Origin of the sequence: Sphingomonas sp. CBMAI 2297, from assembly GCF_029870595.1 — a bacterium.
GTDB lineage: Bacteria > Pseudomonadota > Alphaproteobacteria > Sphingomonadales > Sphingomonadaceae > Sphingomonas.
The window spans coordinates 239,400-258,804 of record NZ_JAPDIR010000003.1; the positions used below are offsets into that span (position 1 = coordinate 239,400).

The following is a 19,405-nucleotide window of genomic DNA, read 5'->3' on the forward strand; positions in this document are numbered from 1 at the left end:
AGCTTTGGTCATGATCTCGTCACGGGAAAGCGAATCGCGTGTATCTATCGAGGCGAGACTTTCAAGGAGTTCGCCATGCGCCTTCGCCGCCGCAAGCTCGGCATCGCCCTCGCCGCCCTGGCCCTGATCCTGGCCGGTTTCACCGGCTTCCTCGCCTATGTCGGCTATCTGGGCGGCCCGGTCTATTACGACATAGCGCCCACCCGCCCGACGCCGCCCGCGATGAAGGGCCTCGCCGTGGTGCTGGTATCGGGCGATATGGGCTTCAAGATCGGCATGGGGCCGGAAATCGCGAGGCGCTTCGCCGCGGACGGCGTGCCCGTGGTGGGCGTCAGCTCGATGGCCTATTTCCGGCACAAGCGCACGCCCGCCGAAATCCAGGCCCTGATCACCGACGCGGCACGGCGCGCGCTCGCTTTCGGCCATGCGGACCGGCTGGTGATGATCGGGCAATCCTATGGCGCCGACATGACGCATGTGGGCCTGACCGGCCTGCCCCAGGACCTGCGCGCCAAGGTGAAGCTGGTCGCGCTGGTGGTGCCGACCGACACCGTCTTCTACCAGGTCTCGCCTGCCGAGATGTTCAACTGGATCAAGCCCGACGCAATGGCGCTGTCCACCGGCCGGCAGCTCACCTGGGTGCCGACGCTCTGCGTGCAGGGCGTGGAGGAGAAGAACAGCCTGTGCCCGATGCTGACCCAGCCCAATGTGCGTAGCGTGGCGCTGCCGGGCGGACACATGCTTCACCACGACCCCGATACGCTGTACGATACGCTCAAACCCGCGGTCGCCGACATTACCAAAAATTAGGATTTCGATCACGGCGCCGACAGGCACGCAGGGCCAAAGAGCGACACGAGAGATACCGAGGGAGTTTTCGAAATGCGCTTCGGCAAGCTATTGGCCGGCATCGGCGTCGGCGCCATTCTGCTCGGCACGGTGCAGGCTTCCGCCCAGGCGCCGGCGGCCGCGACCGGCGTGGTCGGCACCTGGGTCAATCCGCGCGGCAGCGTGAAGGTGCAGACCGGTGCATGCGGCGACAAGCTGTGCGGCTGGGTCGTCTGGGCCAATGACGAAGCCCAGCGCGACGCGCGCGACAGCGGCGTCCAGAAGCTGATCGGCACCGAGCTGCTCCAGGACTATCATCCCACCGGCAACGGCAAGTGGCAGGGCCGCGTCTATGTGCCCGATATGGGCCAGACCTATTACTCGAAGATCGAGCAGCAGGGGCCGAACAGCCTGAAGATCAGCGGATGCATCCTGGGTGGCTGGATCTGCAAGTCGCAGGTCTGGCAGCGCGGCTGAGGTCGGCCGCGATGCGCCCCGCCTACAAGACCGCATTGCAGGTCGGCGCCGTCGTCGCGGTCGCCGCGCTCGCCTTCGCGGCGCTGCACGGCCTGCTCCATGAAGTGCACTGGCGCGATGTGCGCCACGCCTTCCGCGCGATCAGCTTGTGGCAGATCGCCGGCGCGCTGGCGCTGACCATCGGCAGCTATGTGATGCTGACGCTGTACGACGTGCTCGCGCTGCGCATCATCGGACGGCCCCTGCCCTATCGCACCGCCGCGCTGGCCTCGTTCACCAGCTACACGCTCAGCCACAATCTCGGTTTCGCACTGCTTACCGGCGGATCTGCCCGCTATCGCGTCTATAGCGCGGCGGGGCTCGACACCGCGGATATCGTCAAGGTGGTCGCCACCGCGAGCCTCACCTTCTGGTCGGGCGTGGTGGTGATGGCGGGCGCGGCGCTGGCACTGCACGCCGGCGGGCTGGAACTTGCCGGATTCACCATCCCGGCCAGCGTGCAGCGCGGGATCGGCATCGCCATCCTGATCGTGACGCTGGGCGTGCTCGCGATGCTGCGCGGACCGGCACGCGAAGTGAAATTGTGGCACTGGCGGCTGCGCTGCCCTAGCCTGCCTCAGGCACTGGGCATGATCGCGACCTCGGCGATCGACCTCGCGCTGGCCAGCGCGGCGTTGCTGATCCTGGTTCCCGGCGCCGGGCTGCACGCCTTCCCGGCCTTCTTTCTGGGCTATGCGCTGGCGATCATCGCGGCGCTGGTGACACACGTGCCGGGCGGCGTCGGCGTGTTCGAGGCGGTCATGCTCGCGGTGCTGCCCGACACCGATCCGTCGCACGTCCTGGCCGCGCTGATCCTGTACCGGCTGATCTATTATGTATTCCCCCTGCTCGTCGCGGGCGCGCTGCTCGCCATCCACGAGCGGCGGCAGCTGCGCAAGCCGCTCGCCGCGATCCGCGCCGTGGGGCTGGCGATGCACGGGCTGGCGCCGACCTTCCTCGCGGCGCTGGTCTTCGTAGGCGGCGTGGTGCTGCTCGTCTCGGGCTCGCTGCCGGCGATCCATGCGCGCCTGCGCGACCTGCACGCCTTCATACCCCTGCCCTTTGTCGAGGCTTCCCACATCGCGGCAAGCCTGGCCGGCACCGCGCTGCTGCTGATCGCGCCGGCGCTCTATCGGCGGCTCGATGCGGCCTTCCACCTCTGCCGCACCTTGCTGCTGGCGGGCGCGCTCTTCTCGCTGGTGAAAGGCGTGGACTATGAGGAGGCGATGATCCTGCTGATCATCGCGGGCCTGCTCCAGCTCTCCCGCACCGCCTTCTACCGCAAGACCGCACTCACCAGCACGCTGTCGACACGGGCGCTGCTCTCCGTCGCGGTCGCCGTGGCGCTGGCGACCTGGATCGGCTTCTTCGCGTTCAAGAACGTGCCCTATCAGGACGATCTGTGGTGGGAATTCGCCTGGCGCGGCGACGCTTCGCGCTTCCTGCGCGCAAGCTTCGCCGCCGCGGTGGCGCTGACCTGCGTCGCGGTGACCCAGTGGTTCGGCTATGCCCAGCCGAAGCGCGAAGAACATGCGCCGGACACGGAGCTGCCCCGCCTGCCGCTCGCCCATGCCAACCGCACCGACGCGCTGCTCGCCTATGCCGGCGACAAGCGCTTCCTGCGTTCGGAAAGCGGCCAGACGCTATTGATGTACCAGGTGCAGGGGCAGAGCTGGATCGTGATGGGCGACCCGGTGGGCCCCGCCGAGGAATGGGGCGACCTGCTCTGGGAGATTCGCGAGATGGCGGACGCCGCGCAGGGCCGGCTGCTGCTTTATCAGATCTCCACCGACGCGCTGCCGATCGCGATCGACCTCGGCCTGCAGCTCGTCAAATATGGCGAGGAAGCGCGCGTGGCGCTGCCCGGCTTCACGATGGAGGGATCGGAAAAGCGCTCGCTGCGCCATTCGGAACGCCGCGCGGCGCGCGAAGGCGCAAGCTTCGAGATCGTCCCCGCCGCCCAGGTGCCCGCGCTGATGGCCGAGTTGCGCGCCGTTTCCGATACCTGGCTGCACGACAAGGGGCAGAGCGAGAAGGCATTTTCGGTCGGCCGCTTCGATCCTGCCTATCTCTCCCGCTTCGATTGCGCGCTGGTGCGCCAGCATGGGCGGATCGTCGCCTTCGCCAATATCTGGGCGACGGAGAATCGCGAGGAGCTCTCGGTCGATCTGATGCGGCATCTGGTGGAGATGCCCTATGGCACGATGGACTTCCTGTTCGTCCAGCTCATGCAATGGGGCCGCGACCAGGGCTATCGCTGGTTCAACCTCGGCATGGCGCCGCTATCGGGCATCGAATCGCGCCGCCTCGCGCCGATGTGGGCGCGGATCGGGGCGCTGCTCTATCGCCATGGCGATGCGTTCTACGGTTTCGAGGGGCTGCGCGCCTATAAGGACAAGTTCTCGCCGGTATGGACCGCCCGCTATATCGGCGCGCCTCCGGGACTGGGGCTGGCGCGCGGGATGATCGATCTGCAGACGCTGGTGGGCGGCGGCTCGCGCAGCGCCGCGATGCGGAGGCGGTTGCGGCTGGTGGCTTGAACCCCTCCCTTCCCGGGAGGGGACCGTCAGTACCGTCCCCAGACGAAGCGCGAGGACAGCGCGAAGTTCCAGACGGCGGCGACGGCGATGCCGGCCAGCGCCGCGAAGCGCCAGTCGCCGTGCTGGACGTTGTGCAGGAACGCCGCCACGCCGACATTCGCCGCCGCGCCCACGCTGCACACCAGGCAGAAGGAGAACCAGCCCGCCAGCATCGGGCCCGCACCCTTCAATCGCTGCTCGCGATAGGTGAGCGCATTGTTCAGGAAGAAGTTGAAAGTCATCGCGGCTAGCACGGCCGTCAGCGTCGCCCCGACAAAGGGCCAGTTGAGGCCGCGGAACAGGGCGCCGAGCACGAGGAAATGCACGCCCGCGCCGAGCGCGCCGATGCCGGAGAACATCACGAAGCGCACCGGCACCACCCGGCCGAACATCCGGTCGTAGAGCGCGATGAGATATTCCATCGCCACCACATAATCGAGCTTGCTCTCCCCCAGCGCCCGCGTCCGGAACACATAGGGCAGCTCCAGGAACTTCAGCGGACGCGGCGACGCCGTCATGATGTCCAGCAGGATCTTGAACCCGATCGCCGACAGCGTCGGCACCAGGCCGCGCACGATCTCCGTGCGGATCATGAAGAAGCCGCTCATCGGGTCCGACAGGTCCGCCTTCAGCACCCGCCGCGACAGCTTCGTCGCGAAGGCCGACTTGGCCACCCGGTCGTCGTCCCATTCCCCCGTCCCGCCGCCATCGACGAACCGCGAGCCGATCACCACGTCGAGACCGCCATCCCCCTCCAGCGCGTCCAGCATCTTCGGCAGCAGCGTCTCGTCATGCTGCAGATCCCCGTCGATCACCGCCACGAACGGCGCCGCCGTCGCGCACATCCCCTCGATACAGGCCGAGGACAGGCCCCGCCGCCCGATCCGCTGGATCACCCGCACCCGCGGATCCCGCCGCCCCAGCGCACGCGCCGCGTCCGCCGTGCCGTCCGGGCTGTCGTCGTCGACGAATACCGCTTCCCAGTTCCGGCCCTTCAGCGCCGCATCCAGCTTCTCGATCAGCAACGGCACGTTCGCACGCTCGTTGAACGTCGGGATCACCACCGCGAGCTCGAGATCCGCAGCGGGAGCGATGCGGACGAACCGGGCGGTCTCGCCGTCGAGAAGGAGCTTCATGCGATCCCTTTTCCGAGCCCTGATTGGGCCCCGGGAGGGACGCGCCGGGGCACAGATACGCGTGGCGCGCCCTCCCGGGGGTTCGAGACAACACCATCGAGCCGGGGGACGACTATCGTGGCTTGCCTCGGGGGCATGGTTGAGACGGAGCCCCCGCGGCGATCCCGCAACGGATCATCCAAAAAATCTAGAAGCCGATTTCGATCCCGAGACGCACCGTGCGCGGGCGCAGCGGCGTGATCTGCTTTTCGTCGCGGATCAGCAGCGGCGTGCCGAGCGCGAAGCGGTTGCCGCGGGTATCGAGCAGATTGGTCGCCGAAAGCGTGATCGCGCGCCGGCCCCGTTCGAGCCGCAACTCGAGGCCGGTATCGACATAGTCGCCCTGGGGCCGGCCGAGCACCGGGCCGATGCCGAGCGTCGAGCGGCCGACATAGCGGAGATAGCCGGTCGTGGATAATTCCATGTCGCCGGCCAGCGCCTCGCGCCACGCCGCGCCGAGCCGGCCGCTCGCATCGGCGACGTTGGGCAGCCGGTTGAAGTCCGACGGCCCCTCGGCCAGCGGAAACACCGCCTGCGAGGGATTGGTGACCTTGCTGTCGTTCAGATAGAGCGAACCGTCGAGATCCAGCCCCGGCAGCGGCCGCCAGCGTACCGCCACCCCAAGCGAGAGCACCCGCCCATCGCCGATGTTCGCGGTGGTGGGAAAGCCATAGCCGTCGATCAGGTCCGCCTGGATGCTCGTCCACCAGGTCACCGATGCGTTGGCCGAGACGGACAGGCCGTTCTCGGTGTAGCGCCCCCCCGCCTCGATGGTGGAAAGGCGATCGCCCTGGAAGCGCTGGATCACGTCGCGGCGCACCGCCAGGCCGCCGGGCCGGAAACCCTGCTCGAAGCGGCCGAACACGGTGAGCCCATCGGCGGGCCGCCAGGCGATCGCGGCGGAAGGCAACAGCCGCGTCTCGGTGCGCGCCGCCCGGGCGCGAGGGTCCTCGCGAAAGGCGAAATAGAGATCCGCGTCCTCGGAATTGCCCGTGAGGTGCGAATTGGTGAGACGGCCGCCGGCGGTGACCGTCACGCCGCGCACCGGCTCGATCGTGCCTTCGCCATAAAGCGTGGCCTCGTCGACGCTGTTGCGCACGCCGGTAAGCGCTGCGCGGGCGACGCCGAAATTGCGGTTCACCCGCCCGCGATTCTGCAGAAAGCTGACGCCGATCAGCCAGCCGGTGCCGCGCGGCCCGCGGCGCGCGAGCCGCGTCTCGCTGGTGAGCATGCTCACCCGGTTGATCTGCTGATAGCCGATCAGCGGCGCATCGGCCGCGGGCAACGGAAAGCCCTGATTGACGTCGGAGACCGAAGCGCCGGCGAACACTTCCGACACATATTGCCGCGCATAGGCGACGGCCGAGCTCAGCTCGAGATCGCCCCAGCGCTTGCGCGCCACCAGCTCGCCCAGCCAGAAATCATTCTGGAAGGGCTGGGCGATCGAGCTGCGGCGGGACAGCCCGTCGCCCTTCCCGTCCGAATATTGCGCGTCGCGCCCGACGATGCTCTGGCCGACGCCGTTCAGATCGATGGTCCAGCCGTCCATGTCCCAGCGCAACGCCAGGCGCCCACCGGTGGTGCGCACGCTGTTGACATCCTTCAGGCGGCGCTCGCGATCGTCGATATAGCCGCCGTCCAGGGCCGTGAAGGCCAGCGCGCGCACCGCCACGTCCCCTTCCTTTATCGGCAGGTTGACGATGCCGCCGGCATCCCAGCTCAAAGCGCCATGCTCGGTGGCCGAGCCGCCGCCCCAGACCTGGCCGCCCCGCGCCCACAGATCGGGCGCGCGCGGCACCACCCGCACCACGCCACCGAGCGAGCCGGCGCCGTAAAGCGTGCCCTGCGGTCCCTCGAGCACCTCGACCCGGCCAATATCATAGAGTTTCAGGTCCGGATCGGGCGCGCTGTAGGTGATGCGGCTATTGCCCCAATATTGCCCGACAGTCGCCTGGGTGGGGCCGACGAAGCTGGAATCGGCGATGCCCCGGATGAACAGCTTGTTGCGGCCCGGCCCGAGATGCGTGGAGGCCAGGCTGGCGACGCGATTGGCGATGACGTCGCTGCCCTGCCCGCCTTGCGAGACAGGAATATCGTTGCCCTCGACGATCTGCACGCCGCCGGGATAGGCCTTGAGCGGCACATCGCGCTTGCTGCCGGTGACGAGGATCTCGGCGGGCGGAGCATCGGGCTCCTCGGGCGGCGGCAAGGGGCGCGGACGGGGCCGTTCGGGCGGCAGGCGCTCGATCAGCCAGGTGGCGGCGGCGACGCGGCGCGCGCGCGTGCCGGAGCCGCGCAGCATCTCCGCCAGCGCGCCGTCCACCGTGTGCCTGCCCTTCACGGGACGGACGTTGATCCCCGAGAGACCAGGCTCGCGCAGGCCGATGCTGCTACCGGTCTGGCGGCCGAGCGTGAACACCGCGGCATCGAGACGGCCGGCGGGCACCGAGACGGAATGGCGCTTGTCCTGCGCCAGCGCCGGCGAAGCGGCCAGCAGCGCCAGCGGGAGGATCAGATCAGCGCGGCGCACCGTCGATCGCGTCCAGCATCCATCCATTGCCTGCGCGGGTCGCCCGCGTCCCGGTGAGCGCGGCAATGCGCTCGATCACCGCGCCGGGGCCGCCCTGGGTGGAGATCGTGCCGGTGAACGGAATATCGCCGGTCCCCTTCCCCGCGCGGACCTGAATGCCGAGATTGCGGGAGACATCCGCCGCCACGCGCTCCAGCGTGGCGTTGCGATAGACGAGTTGGCCGCCGCGCCAGCTGCCGACATCGGCGGCCAGGGTGCGCGTCACTTCGGGGCGGCCGGAGCCGCTCACGCTCAACGCATCGCCAGGGCCAAGGCGCACGGCATCGGCCCGGGGCTGATAGATCACCGCGCCTTCGGCCACCGAGACGCGCAGGCCGGTCTCGTCGCGCACCACGTTGAACACGGTGCCCGCGTCCTCCAGCGTCACGCCACCGGTCTTGACGATGAAGGGATGCGCGGCGTCGTGGCGCACCTCGAACAGCGCTTCGCCCTCGATCAGCTCGGCATGGCGCCTGTCGACCATGGCGACGCGGGTGCCGCCGTTGAGGACCATCTTCGAGCCGTCGGCCAGCGCGACCTCGCGGTGCTCGCCGGGGGCGGTGCGATATTCGAACGGCGCGTTCGGTCCGGGAACCAGGCTGGTCCAGCCGACCACCGCCGCCAGCGCCGCGGCGACGGCCCCGCCCGAGATCAGGAACAGCCGGCGCGACGGGCGGGCCACCGTCTCCGCCGCTTTCGCCGGCGCCAGGCGGAACAGCTCGGCCATCGCCTCGTCGGTTTCGAGCGCGGCATTATAGGCGGACAGGTGCGCGGGATCGCGCTCGAGCCATTCGGCGAACGCGTCCCAATCGGCAAATGCCGCGTCCTGCAGCCGGATCACCCAGTTACGGGCATCCTCCGCAAGATAATCCGAAACCTGCCCGTTCATGCCCACCTCTGCGCAGGGACGGAGTCGAAGCGTTCATTCCGCATCGAATTTGTCCTTGAGGTGCGCAAGGGCGCGATATGCCTTCTGCAGATCCTTCTCCACCGAGCTCAAGCTTATCCCCAATTCCCGAGCGATCGCCACCTGGCCGAGCCCATCCAGCCGGTAGCGACGGAAAACCTGATCGACTCGCGGGCCCAGCGCAAGCAGCGTCGCCTCGGCCTCGCGCAGCCGCTCGCGCGCGATCAGCACACGCTCGCCCTGGGGCGCGTCGTCGCTGCCGGCCAGGTCGTGCCATTCATGCTGGCGCCGGTCGCGGCTGAGCGTGGCGCGCTGGCGGTCGCGCAGCACATTCTCGGCGGCGCGGAACAGATAGGAGACCGGATCGGCGACCGGCCGCGCCTCGACGCCGGAGATCTTGTGCCACAGGTCCTGCAGCACGTCCTCGGCATCGTCGCCCGCGCCGCGGGCCGCAAGGAAGCGGAGCAGCCGCGGCCGCTCATTTTCCAACACGCGTTGCAACCCGCCGGTCTGCGAGGACGAATCCATGTTCGCGCCAAAAGCATTGTGCGCGGCAATTGCCAAGCCTCGGCTTCGCGATTGTGCGAATGCGCCGCCGCGCGCCGGCTCAGGCACCGGGCCGCCGCCGATAGACGATGCGGTTGCGATTGCCCACCGGGACTGCCAGCGCGGGCGTGTAATCGCGCTGCAGGAGCCTGGTCATATAGGCAAGCACCTCCGGGCTGAGATCGCGGTCGGGCCGGGTGCTGGCGACGACGAATTCGGGCCGGGCGGCCATGATCCGCGCGACTTCGGCCATGGGATCGGTGCCGAGCGCCCGCGATTCGCGGGTGAGCGTCAAATGGCTCGGAAAGGGCCAGCGCGTGGGCAGGCAGCTGTCGGTCAGGCGATAGAGCACCGGCTCCCCGTCGAACACGTAGAGGCAGTCCCGAAGCTGCGGGCGGATGAAATCGGCCATGCGCTCGACCTGCGGCCCCCAGCCCCGCGCGCGCCGATTGTCGTTGACGATCTGGAGCGAGACGAACGTGATCAGCACCATCATCGCCAGGCCCGCGGGGATGCGCCAGCGCGTGCGGCCCGAGGCGAGCACCAGCCCGGCCGCGCCGTCGCCGAACCAGGCCGCGGCGAGCACGCAGAGCGGGGCGATGAGCGGCAGGGCATAGTGATCGAAATAGGTGCCGAACAGCAATACGCCCCCGATCGCCGCGATCGCCCAGCCGTCGAGCAGGCGCCGCACATCGTCGCTCACCGGCCGCGCCATGCCGCGCCCCAGCCAGGCGGCGAGCCCGAGCGGGACGAGGCAGAGAGTCATCCAGGCAAGCCGCTTGAACGCGATGCCGATGCCGTCGGAGCCGCGATCGAGGATCGACAGGAAATTGGCCTGGACGAAGGCATCGCCATGGCCGATCGCCGCGTACCACGCCCAGGCGGCGAGCGTGGGAAGCAGGGCCGCGCCGACCCAGGCCAGCGCCATCGCCGCGAGCGCCCATCGTCCCGTTCCGCCCCTCCGGCCGAACCAGAGCAGCGCCAGCCCGAAGAACAGCCCTTCGAAAAGCGCAGTGTACTTCACCTGCATCGCCACGCCGATCAGCAGCATCGCCGCCAGGCCTCCGGCGAATCCGAAGGCACCGAAGCCCGGCCGCCGGACGAGGCCGATCATCGTCCAGGCGGCCAGCGCGACGAACAGGTTATAGAAGACCGGCGACTGGCCGCCCTCGCCGCCGAACATGCCGAGATAGAGGATGTATACCACGCCCGCCGCGGCGGCGCCGTGCGGGCCGGAGAGATTGCGGGCGATGCGCGCGACGACGAGCGCGGTCGCCACCACGAAAAGCGTGGCGACGATCTGATATTGCAGCACGCCCGCGCCGCCCAGCAGCCGGATCGCCGCATAGATCAGGAACAGCCCGACAGGCTTGCGATCCCATATGTCGACATAGGGCAGCGCGCCATGGAGCATCCGGTCGCCGGTGAGCAGGTAGAATTCGTCATCGACCTGGACCACCGGATTGCCGAACTGCGCCGCCCGCGCCGCGACCGCGACCAGGAGCAGCAGGGCGGCGAGCCGCGCCGGGCTGGCGATCCAGGTCCGCGCCGCCGCCGCCAGCCGCACCGTCCAGGGGGCGTGATCCGGCTCGACCAGGCGAAGCTGACGCAAATGGTTCGCCTCGGGCCAGGCCCGGGCTGGAGTACGCTGCATAACCAAGACCCAACAAATGGTTGCAGGTCGAGACGGAGCGGCAGCGCCGGTCCCGCAAGGCAAACGCGATCAGACGCACCCGGGCGGCGGCGGGATGCCTCGATCCGCCCGGCAGGCCGCGCGCCTAGCTATGCGGCGGCTTGGTATAGGGCACGAAATCGCCCAGCCCGACCCATCCGGTCGTCATCCGGACGCCGGTATCGTAGAGCTTCACCGTATCGATGCTGCACAGCTGCGACGAATGCGTGTCGGTCACCAGCACATTGGTCCAGTTGAGCGATTCCGCGCCGCTCCTCGGCCGGTTCACGTAGAAGACGCCGTTGTTCATCTCATAGACGATCGCGGTGCCGTCGATGATCCGCGACGAGCGGATGTTGCGCAGCAAGATGCAATCGACGGGCTTGCCGGCGGTGCGTCCGGCGACTGCCTTGGCGAGGTCCGCCTCGCCGTCGCGCGCAGCGGCTGCGGCAGGCGTGGCGACCGCGGCGAGCAGCGCGGCACCGAGCAGACTGATCGAGATCCTGTTCATGGCACTGTCCTTTCGATCCCCCTTCGGGGAGATGACGGATTATATAGGCATAAACCGTATCCGGATCATCGGCGCGGAGGCGATTCTTGTGTCGCAAACTGTCGCAGCGGCGCGGCTCAACCCTCGGGGCCCGCCCATCCCGGCAGATAGGCGGCGCGCTTGTGGCGCGCCAGGTCGAGCGCGCGCTCCAGGGCCCTGTCGAAATCGGCATCGAGCAGCTTGGCGGTCACGTGCCGACGCAGGAAATCGGCCCAGAGAAACTCCGAATAGGGAGTCGGATCCTTGGCATAGCCGCCGCTGCGGCGCAGCTCGCCGGCCAGCGAGCGCCAGGGATCGTCGCGCAGGCCGCCGACATGCTTGGGCAGATGCCGCGCATCCAGCCTGCGACCCTGCGGATCATAGGGATGAAGCCAGCCCCGGCTGTCCATGAAGGTGCGGAAGGCGCGACCGGGCAAGGCGGACAGATCGGCGATCTCGCGCACCAGCACGAATTCCACGCCCTCGTCGTGCAGCGCGCGGGCGAGGTGATGGGCATCGACGATCCAGAAACGGTCCTTGGGCCCTCGCACAGCGGGGATCATGTGGCGGCCGAGAAACTCGGAGCCGTCGGTCTGCGCCCGCGCCCGCCAGTCGTGCCGCTTGCGGGCCACTTCGCGGAAGCCGACGGTGATCTGGGTGGGCCGCAGCGCATCGATCGAGACGGGGCGAAGAAAGGGTTCGGGCTCGCGCATCAGGGGTTCTCCAGCCGCGCGACCGCATCGGCCACGCTATAATCGCTGCGCTCGACCAGCGCGTCCGCGCCGGCGGCGTGCAACAGGTCGCGCACCCGGTCATGCACCCGGGCATAGTGCAGGGCGAAGCCCTTGGCCGTCATCGCCCGGTCGAAGTCGAGCAGCGCGTCGAGCGCCGTGCTGTCGATATCGCTGCTCTCCTCGAGGCTGATCACCACGGCGCGGGTTCCGGGCTCAGCCAGGGTCCGCCGCGCGATCTCGGCGAACATCCGCTCGGCATTGGCGAAGAACAGCGGCGCGGCGGGCCGCCAGATCGCGATTCCCGCGGGCACCTGCGCATCCGGATGGCGGTCGGCGTCGACAAAGTCGTGGCTGGCGCCCAGCCGGCCGAGCCGGGCCAGCCGGGCATTGCCGAAACGCTGCACCAGCGCGGCGAGCGAAAGCAGGATCGCGCACAGCATTCCGTCGAGCACGCCGAGCAGAAGTACGCCCAGCGCGGCGGCGAGCGCGATATACTGGTCGCGGTCGAGCGCCCAGAGCCGGCTGATCGGCCGCGGATCGAGCGCATGGGTGAGCGCGGCGATCACCACCGCCGCCAGCACCGGCTGCGGCAGCAGCGCGACCAGCGGCATGGCGAACAGCACGAGCGCGCCGAGCGCCAGCGCCGCCACCGCTCCCGCCAGGCGGGATTGCGCGCCCGCGGCTTCGTTGGCCGCGCTGGCGGACAGGCCGGCACCGACCGGCATGCCCTGCACCAGAGATGCCGCGAGGTTGGCGAGGCCCAATGCGCGCAGCTCGCGGCCGGGATCGAGCAGGTCGCCGTGCCGCAGCGCCAGCGCGCGCATCGTGCCCCAGCTCTCCGCCAGCAGGATCAGCGCAAGGGGCACCGCGAGCTGCGCCGTTTCCAGCACCAGTGCGAGCGAGAAGGCAGGCATTGGCGTGGCGCCCGGCATCAGCACGATCCGGCCGACGGTCGCGACGCCATGCGCGCCCAGATCGAGCAGCCCCGAGGCGGCAACGCCCGAGACGAGCACGATCAACGCACCCGGCATGCCCGGCCAGCGCCGCAGCGCCAGCAGCGCGGCGAGCGCAACCAGGCCGACGGCAAGGCTGGTCAGGTGCCAGTCCGGCAGCGCCCGCGCCACGGCGAACCCGGTATGGAACAGGCTGCCGCCGGGCGCGGGAATGCCGGTGAGCACCGGCAGCTGCTTCACGCAGATCGTGATCGCCAGCCCGAAGGCGAAACCGCGCAGCACCGGATGCGAGATGAAGCCGGTGAGCCCCCCCAGCCGGAACAGCCAGGCAAGCAGGAAGAGCAGCCCGGCAAACGCCACCGCCATGATCAGGAACAGGGCACGCACGCCCTCTCCCCCCGGCAGCGTCGCCAGCGACGCGGCGAGGATCGCGGCCGAGGACGAGGTGGCGGAAACGACGGCGAAACGGCTGCGCCCGGCCAGGGCATAGGCCAGCGTGCCGATAATCGCGGCGAGGATCGCATGCCCGGGCGCCACGCCCGCGATCGCGGCATAGGCCACCGCCTCGGGCAGCATCAGCCCCGATACCGCAAGGCCCGCAACGATGTCGGCGCGAATCTTCAAGCCGTTCCTCCGGCCGACCATGCTGCGCTCATCGCCGGCGGATGGGAAGCGATCAGATGCCCCGCCTCGCTCCCCGCAAGTCGAAGCGGCCTGAAATGGGTTGATGGCTCATATTCTTCCTTCGTCACCCGGCCTTGAGCCGGGATCCAGCCGCCTCGCCTCGCGGAAGCAGAAGCCGGATCCCGGTCAAAGGCCGGGATGCCGATGAAAATCAAAGGCTTGCTTGGGTTCTAAACCCTAGCGCAGCTGCCTTTTCTCCAGCTTCCGCGCCAGCGTCCGCCGGTGCATCCCCAATCGCCGCGCGGTCTCGGAGATGTTGAAGTCCGTCTCCACCAGGGTCTGGTGGATATGCTCCCATTCCACGGTCTTGATCGACGAGGGCCGGCTGGCGAGCGGCGCATCGGGATCGCCCTCCTCGCGCCCGAACGCGGCTTCGATATCATCGGTGTTCGAAGGCTTGGCGAGATAATAGGAAGCACCGAGCTTGATCGCTTCCACCGCGGTGGCGATGCTGGCGAAGCCGGTAAGCACGACGATCTTCATCGCCGCATCGGCCGCGCGCAGCGTCTGCACGCAGGCCAGGCCGGAAGCGCCGCCAAGCTTGAGGTCGACCACGGCATAGGCGGGATGGAACCGCTCGAGCAGCACAGTCAGTTCCTCATGGCTCGCCGCGGCCTCGACCAGATAGCCGCGCCGCTCGAACGAACGGCGGAGCGTCCGTGCAAAGGCTTCATCGTCCTCGACGATCAGCAGCTTGCGGATGGCGGTCATGCCTGTTCCTCCCCGGGCCGGGCAATCGCGTCAAGCGGCAGGCGGATGCGCACGAGCGCGCCGCCGCCCGGGCGATTCTCGGCGCTGGCCGTGCCGCCCAGCTTGCGCAGCACGTTGACGAGCAGGAACAGCCCCAGCCCGCCCCCCGGCTTGCCCTTGCTGGAGCGATAGGGCTGGCCGAAGCCGGCGAGCATCTCGGGCGCGAAGCCCGGCCCGCGATCGGAGATCTCGATCACGAGATCGTCCCGCTCGCGCGACGCGGCGATGCCGATCCAGTCGGGCGAGACTTCGGCGGCATTGTCGATCACGTTGCTCAGCACCTGGCGCAGCGCCGGATCGGCGACGATCGGCATGTCGGGCCCGAAGCCGTCGGCATAGTCGAGCATGCCGGTCAGCCGGCTGGCGCGCCATTCGGCGACCACCGCGTCCAGGAAGCGGCGGACGGTGGTGAATTCCGAGGCGATGCCGCGCGCCTCGCCAGCCGAGAGCAGGATGCCGCTGACGATCGTCTTGCAGCGCGCCACCTCGGCCTGCATGTCGGCCACGTCCTGCGCCAGGTCCCTGTCGCCGGCGATGCGCGGCATGCGCTGCCAGTCGCCCAGGATCACCGAGAGCGAGGAGAGCGGCGTACCAAGCTCATGCGCCGCGCCGGTGGCGAGCAGGCCCATGCGGACAATGTGATCCTCCTCCGCCGCGCGCTGGCGGATCGCCGCGCGTTCGGCATCGCCCTCGCGCAGGTTGCGGGCGATGCGCGTGATCAGCAGGACGAGCAGCACGGCGATCAGGGCGAAGCAGATCAGGCTGCCGGCAAGATAGAGCCGAAACGGATCATTGACTCCGGTCGGCAGGTCGAGCGGCACCGGGCTGATCGCGATGGCGAAGAGCGCCAGGCTCGCGGCGCCGACGATCATCCAGCTGGACCCAGGCTGGAGCAGCATCGCGCCGGTGACGACCTGGAGCAGGAAGAGCGAGGCGAAAGGATTGGCGAGCCCGCCGGTGAAATGCAGCTGCCAGGCCAGTGCGGCGACGTCCGCCAGCATCGCCACGGTCAGCTCCCAATTGGTGATCGCGGCGCGGCGATCGAGGAGCGGATAAGTCGCCAGGTTGATGCCCGCGAGCATCAGCGGCGCGATGAACAGCGGCACGAGCGGCAAGTGCACGCCCATCACGAAATGGACGAAACCGATCGTGCCCAGCTGGCCGCCCACCGCGATCCAGCGCAACTGCACGAGCAGCCACATGTTGCGGCGGCCGGGATCGGTGTCCTCCAGCCCCCTGGCGGGGATCATGCCGCGGCTCCGCGCCGCCGGCCGACGAACCATGCCGCCCACAGCGCCATGGCCGCGAGCCCGAACCAGGTGAGCGCATAGACGAGGTGATTGTCGGCGAAGCGCACCACGGTCAACCCACCCACCGGCCAGCCCCCGGGATTGGGCGCGGCATCCGCATCGATGAAATAGGGAGCGACCTGTCCGAGCCCATGGGCCCGGGCGATAGCCGCGACGTCGCGCGAATACCAGCGATCGCTCCCGGGATCGTTGGCGCGGAGGAAGCCGCCGCCCGGCTCGCTGACGCGCAACAGGCCGGTGACGCTCGCCTGCCCGGGCGCGACGGGCGGGCGCCGGCGCAGGGCATCGGGAATGAAGCCGCGATTGACCAGGACGGTGAAGCCCGGCGCCGCCAGCGGCGTCATCACCCAATAGCCCGAGCCGCGCTCGGTGACTGCCTTCACCAGAGTGGTGCGGTCGTCGCGGAAGCTGCCGGAGACGGTGACGTGGCGATAGGCGTCGCCCGCCGCGGTGATGCCTCCCCATGCGGACGGCCCGGGGGCGGACACCGGCGCGGCATGAATGCGGGCATCCACCGCCGCGACGAGTTCATGCTTCCAGGCCCGCCGCTCGAGTTGCCAGATGCCGAGCCCCGCCAGCACCGCCGCACAGAAGAGCGCCGCCAGCGCGACGCCCCACCGTGCGCGGGGCCGGCGGGCATCGGTCACGGCAGCTGGCTCGGGTCGTGCAGCGGCATCATGTTGGCGTTGAGATGGTACATCACCCAGAGCGAGCCGGACAGCATGATCACCACGACGATGATGGTGAAAAGCAGCGCGGTCATCGTCCAGCCACCCTCGGCGTTCGGCTTGAGGTGGAGGAAATAGACCATGTGGACGACGATCTGGACCATGGCGAATGCCATGATCGCGGCAGCGGTGACGCCGTTGGAGAACGGGCGCTCCATCACCAGGTAGAACGGGATCGCGGTGAGGATCACCGAGAGCACGAAGCCGATGACATAGTCGCGCATCGAACCGTGCGGGATCTCGACGCCGTGGCCGTGATCCCCGTGGTCATGGGTGTCGTGGCTCATCGCAGCATTCCCATCAGATAGACAAAGGTGAAGACGCCGATCCAGATGACGTCGAGGAAGTGCCAGAACAGGCTGAGGCAGGCCAGGCGGCGCTGGTTCGCCGCGGTCAGGCCGAAGCGGCTCACCTGCACCATCAGCGTGACCAGCCAGATCGAGCCGAAGGTGACGTGCAGGCCGTGCGTACCGACCAGGGTGAAGAAGCTCGACAGGAACGCGCTGCGCCACGGGCCGGCGCCCTCATGGATCAGCTCGCTGAACTCGTAGAGCTCGATGCCCAGGAAGCAGGCGCCGAACACCAGGGTGATCGCCAGCCAGATCAGCACCTGCGACTTGTTGCCGCGCGCCATGCCCATCATCGCGAAGCCATAGGTGATCGACGAGAACAACAGCATCGCGGTGTTCAGCGCGACCAGCGGCAGGTCGAACAGCTCCTTCGGGCCGGGGCCGGCCGCGAAGTTGCCGCCGAGCACCGCGTAGCAGGCGAACAGGATCGCGAAGATGAGGCAGTCGCTCATCAGGTAGATCCAGAAGCCCAGCATGGTGCTGTAGCCTTCCGGATGCGGATGCTCGTCGAAGTCGTAGAAGCGGACCGGTTCGTCCGTAGCGGGAAGCGTGGTGGTGCTCATCGGTCAGGCTCCGGCGGCGAGCTGGCGCGTGCGCGCCGCCTCGGTCTCGGCGACGGTTTCGGCGGGAATGTCGAAATCGCGCTTGTAGTTGAAGGTATGGAAGATCGTGGAGCCGATCAGCGCCACGAAACCCAGGCCGACCAGCCACCAGATGTGCCAGATCAGCGCGAAGCCGATCAGGGTGCTGATGCCGGCAAGGATCACGCCCGCGCCGGTGTTGCTCGGCATGTGGATGTCCTTGAAGCCGGTGAGCGGACGCTCGCCGCCGCGCGACTTCATGTCGTACCACGCGTCGAGGTCGTGGACCACCGGCGTGAAGGCGAAGTTATACTCCGGCGGGGGCGAGCTGGTCGCCCATTCCAGCGTGCGGCCGTTCCACGGGTCGCCCGTGGTGTCGGCCAGTTCCTTGCGCTTCCAGATGCTCACCGCGAACTGGACGAGCATCGCACCGATCCCGGCGGCGATCAGCACCGCGCCCAGCGCCGCGATGACGAAGAAGATCTGGATGCTGGGATCGTCGAACACCCGCATGCGGCGAGTCACGCCCATCAGGCCCAGGATGTAGAGCGGCATAAAGGCCATCCAGAAGCCGACCACCCAGCACCAGAAGCTCACCTTGCCCCAGAAGACGTTGAGCTTGAAGCCGAAGGCCTTGGGCCACCAGAAGTTGATTGCGGCGAACAGGCCGAACAGCACGCCGCCGATGATCACGTTGTGGAAGTGGGCGATCAGGAACAGCGAGTTGTGCAGCACGAAGTCGGCCGGCGGCACCGCCAGCATCACGCCCGTCATGCCGCCGATCACGAAGGTCAGCATGAACGCCACCGTCCACATCATCGGCAGCTCGAAGCGGATGCGGCCGCGATACATGGTGAACAGCCAGTTGAAGATCTTGGCGCCCGTCGGGATCGAGATGACCATCGTCGTGATGCCGAAGAAGCTGTTGACGCTGGCGCCCGAGCCCATGGTGAAGAAGTGGTGCAGCCAGACGAGGTACGACAGGATCGTGATGACGATCGTGGCGTAGACCATCGACGAATAGCCGAACAGCTTCTTGCCCGAGAAGGTCGAGGTGACTTCCGAGAACACGCCGAACAGCGGCAGGATAAGGATGTAGACCTCCGGGTGGCCCCAGATCCAGATCAGGTTCACGTACATCATGGCGCTGCCGCCAAAATCGTTCGTGAAGAAGTTGGTGCCGACATAGCGGTCGAGGCCGAGCAGCGCGAGCACCGCGGTCAGCACCGGGAAGGACGCGACGATCAGCACGTTGGTGCACAGCGAGGTCCAGGTGAAGACCGGCATCTTCATCAGGCTCATGCCCGGCGCGCGCAGCTTCAGGATAGTGACGATCAGGTTGATGCCCGACAATGTCGTGCCCACGCCCGCCACCTGCAGCGCCCATAGATAATAATCGACGCCGACGCCGGGGCTATAGGCGATCCCCGAGAGCGGCGGATAGGCCAGCCAGCCGGTCTGGGCGAACTCGCCGACGAACAGCGAGGCCATCACCAGCACCGCGCCGCCGGTCGTCATCCAGAAGCTGAAATTGTTGAGGAAGGGGAACGACACGTCGCGCGCGCCGATCTGCAGCGGCACGATATAGTTCATCAGGCCAGTGACGAACGGCATCGCCACGAAGAAGATCATGATCACGCCGTGGGCGGTGAACACCTGATCATAGTGATGGGCGTTCAGATAGCCTTCCGAACCGTTGAACGCGAGCGCCTGCTGGAGGCGCATCATCAGCGCATCGGCAAAGCCGCGCAGGAACATCACCAGGCCGAGGATCATGTACATGATCCCGATCTTCTTGTGATCGACGCTGGTGAACCACTCCTTCCAGAGATAGCCCCAGAGGCGGAAATAGGTGAGCGCGGCGAACAGGCCGATGCCGCCCAGCGCGACGACCGCGAAGGTCGCCACGACGATCGGCTCGTGCAGCGGCAGCGCGTCGAGCGAGAGCTTGCCCAGGATCGGGCTCACGGGTGCGGGTTGCGGGATCATATCTC

17 protein-coding genes are annotated in these 19,405 nt (G+C 68.2%); 3 read left to right on the forward strand and 14 right to left on the reverse strand.

Annotation, left to right across the window (positions count from 1 at the left end):
- Window positions 1-75: 75 nt before the first annotated feature.
- From OMP43_RS06170 to mprF, 3 genes are all read left to right on the forward strand, one after another.
- The gene (locus OMP43_RS06170) at window positions 76-810 is read left to right on the forward strand and encodes an AcvB/VirJ family lysyl-phosphatidylglycerol hydrolase (RefSeq protein ID WP_280278852.1); all 735 of its coding nucleotides are present in this window, start codon (window positions 76-78) and stop codon (window positions 808-810) included.
- A gap of 72 nt (window positions 811-882) precedes the next feature.
- Entirely contained in the window at window positions 883-1,305 is a 423-nt protein-coding gene (locus OMP43_RS06175; RefSeq protein WP_280278853.1) for a DUF2147 domain-containing protein, read from the forward strand.
- Window positions 1,306-1,316: 11 nt separating this feature from the next.
- The gene (gene mprF / locus OMP43_RS06180) at window positions 1,317-3,884 is read left to right on the forward strand and encodes a bifunctional lysylphosphatidylglycerol flippase/synthetase MprF (RefSeq protein ID WP_280278854.1); all 2,568 of its coding nucleotides are present in this window, start codon (window positions 1,317-1,319) and stop codon (window positions 3,882-3,884) included.
- Window positions 3,885-3,910: 26 nt separating this feature from the next.
- On the opposite strand, the gene OMP43_RS06185 is transcribed toward mprF, so the two are convergent.
- The 14 genes from OMP43_RS06185 to cyoB all read right to left on the reverse strand — a co-directional run bounded on the left by OMP43_RS06185 (window position 3,911) and on the right by cyoB (window position 19,400).
- Entirely contained in the window at window positions 3,911-5,059 is a 1,149-nt protein-coding gene (locus OMP43_RS06185; RefSeq protein ID WP_280278855.1) for a glycosyltransferase family 2 protein, read from the reverse strand.
- A 187-nt stretch (window positions 5,060-5,246) separates the two neighbouring features.
- Complete coding sequence (locus OMP43_RS06190) at window positions 5,247-7,628, reverse strand: TonB-dependent receptor (protein ID WP_280278856.1); 2,382 nt, start codon at window positions 7,626-7,628, stop codon at window positions 5,247-5,249.
- Window positions 7,615-8,556 (reverse strand): FecR domain-containing protein, encoded by a 942-nt coding sequence (locus tag OMP43_RS06195; RefSeq protein ID WP_280278857.1) that lies wholly within the window; start codon window positions 8,554-8,556, stop codon window positions 7,615-7,617. Before OMP43_RS06195 ends, OMP43_RS06190 begins: the two co-directional genes overlap by 14 nt.
- Window positions 8,557-8,589: 33 nt before the next feature.
- Window positions 8,590-9,102, reverse strand: coding sequence for a sigma-70 family RNA polymerase sigma factor (locus tag OMP43_RS06200; RefSeq protein ID WP_280278858.1), 513 nt, complete (start codon window positions 9,100-9,102; stop codon window positions 8,590-8,592).
- 79 nt (window positions 9,103-9,181) lie between these two features.
- Window positions 9,182-10,732 carry a glycosyltransferase family 39 protein gene (locus OMP43_RS06205; RefSeq protein WP_280278859.1) on the reverse strand — a complete coding sequence of 517 codons (1,551 nt, stop codon included), beginning with the start codon at window positions 10,730-10,732 and terminating at the stop codon, window positions 9,182-9,184.
- A 166-nt stretch (window positions 10,733-10,898) separates the two neighbouring features.
- Complete coding sequence (locus tag OMP43_RS06210) at window positions 10,899-11,303, reverse strand: hypothetical protein (protein ID WP_280278860.1); 405 nt, start codon at window positions 11,301-11,303, stop codon at window positions 10,899-10,901.
- 116 nt (window positions 11,304-11,419) lie between these two features.
- A complete protein-coding gene (locus OMP43_RS06215; protein WP_280278861.1) occupies window positions 11,420-12,034 on the reverse strand; it encodes a ParB-like protein in 615 nt (204 codons plus the stop codon).
- Complete coding sequence (locus OMP43_RS06220) at window positions 12,034-13,632, reverse strand: SulP family inorganic anion transporter (RefSeq protein WP_280278862.1); 1,599 nt, start codon at window positions 13,630-13,632, stop codon at window positions 12,034-12,036. The genes OMP43_RS06215 and OMP43_RS06220 overlap by 1 nt, the downstream gene beginning before the upstream one ends.
- Window positions 13,633-13,869: 237 nt before the next feature.
- The gene (locus OMP43_RS06225) at window positions 13,870-14,403 is read right to left on the reverse strand and encodes a response regulator transcription factor (RefSeq protein ID WP_280278863.1); all 534 of its coding nucleotides are present in this window, start codon (window positions 14,401-14,403) and stop codon (window positions 13,870-13,872) included.
- The gene (locus tag OMP43_RS06230; RefSeq protein WP_280278864.1) at window positions 14,400-15,692 is read right to left on the reverse strand and encodes an ATP-binding protein; all 1,293 of its coding nucleotides are present in this window, start codon (window positions 15,690-15,692) and stop codon (window positions 14,400-14,402) included. The genes OMP43_RS06225 and OMP43_RS06230 overlap by 4 nt, the downstream gene beginning before the upstream one ends.
- The gene (locus OMP43_RS06235) at window positions 15,689-16,399 is read right to left on the reverse strand and encodes an SURF1 family protein (RefSeq protein WP_280278865.1); all 711 of its coding nucleotides are present in this window, start codon (window positions 16,397-16,399) and stop codon (window positions 15,689-15,691) included. Before OMP43_RS06235 ends, OMP43_RS06230 begins: the two co-directional genes overlap by 4 nt.
- Window positions 16,396-16,767, reverse strand: coding sequence for a cytochrome o ubiquinol oxidase subunit IV (cyoD, locus tag OMP43_RS06240; RefSeq protein WP_280278866.1), 372 nt, complete (start codon window positions 16,765-16,767; stop codon window positions 16,396-16,398). Before cyoD ends, OMP43_RS06235 begins: the two co-directional genes overlap by 4 nt.
- Complete coding sequence (gene cyoC, locus OMP43_RS06245) at window positions 16,764-17,393, reverse strand: cytochrome o ubiquinol oxidase subunit III (RefSeq protein WP_280278867.1); 630 nt, start codon at window positions 17,391-17,393, stop codon at window positions 16,764-16,766. The genes cyoD and cyoC overlap by 4 nt, the downstream gene beginning before the upstream one ends.
- A 3-nt stretch (window positions 17,394-17,396) precedes the next feature.
- Window positions 17,397-19,400 (reverse strand): cytochrome o ubiquinol oxidase subunit I, encoded by a 2,004-nt coding sequence (gene cyoB, locus OMP43_RS06250; protein WP_280278868.1) that lies wholly within the window; start codon window positions 19,398-19,400, stop codon window positions 17,397-17,399.
- Between the last annotated feature and the right edge of the window lie 5 nt (window positions 19,401-19,405).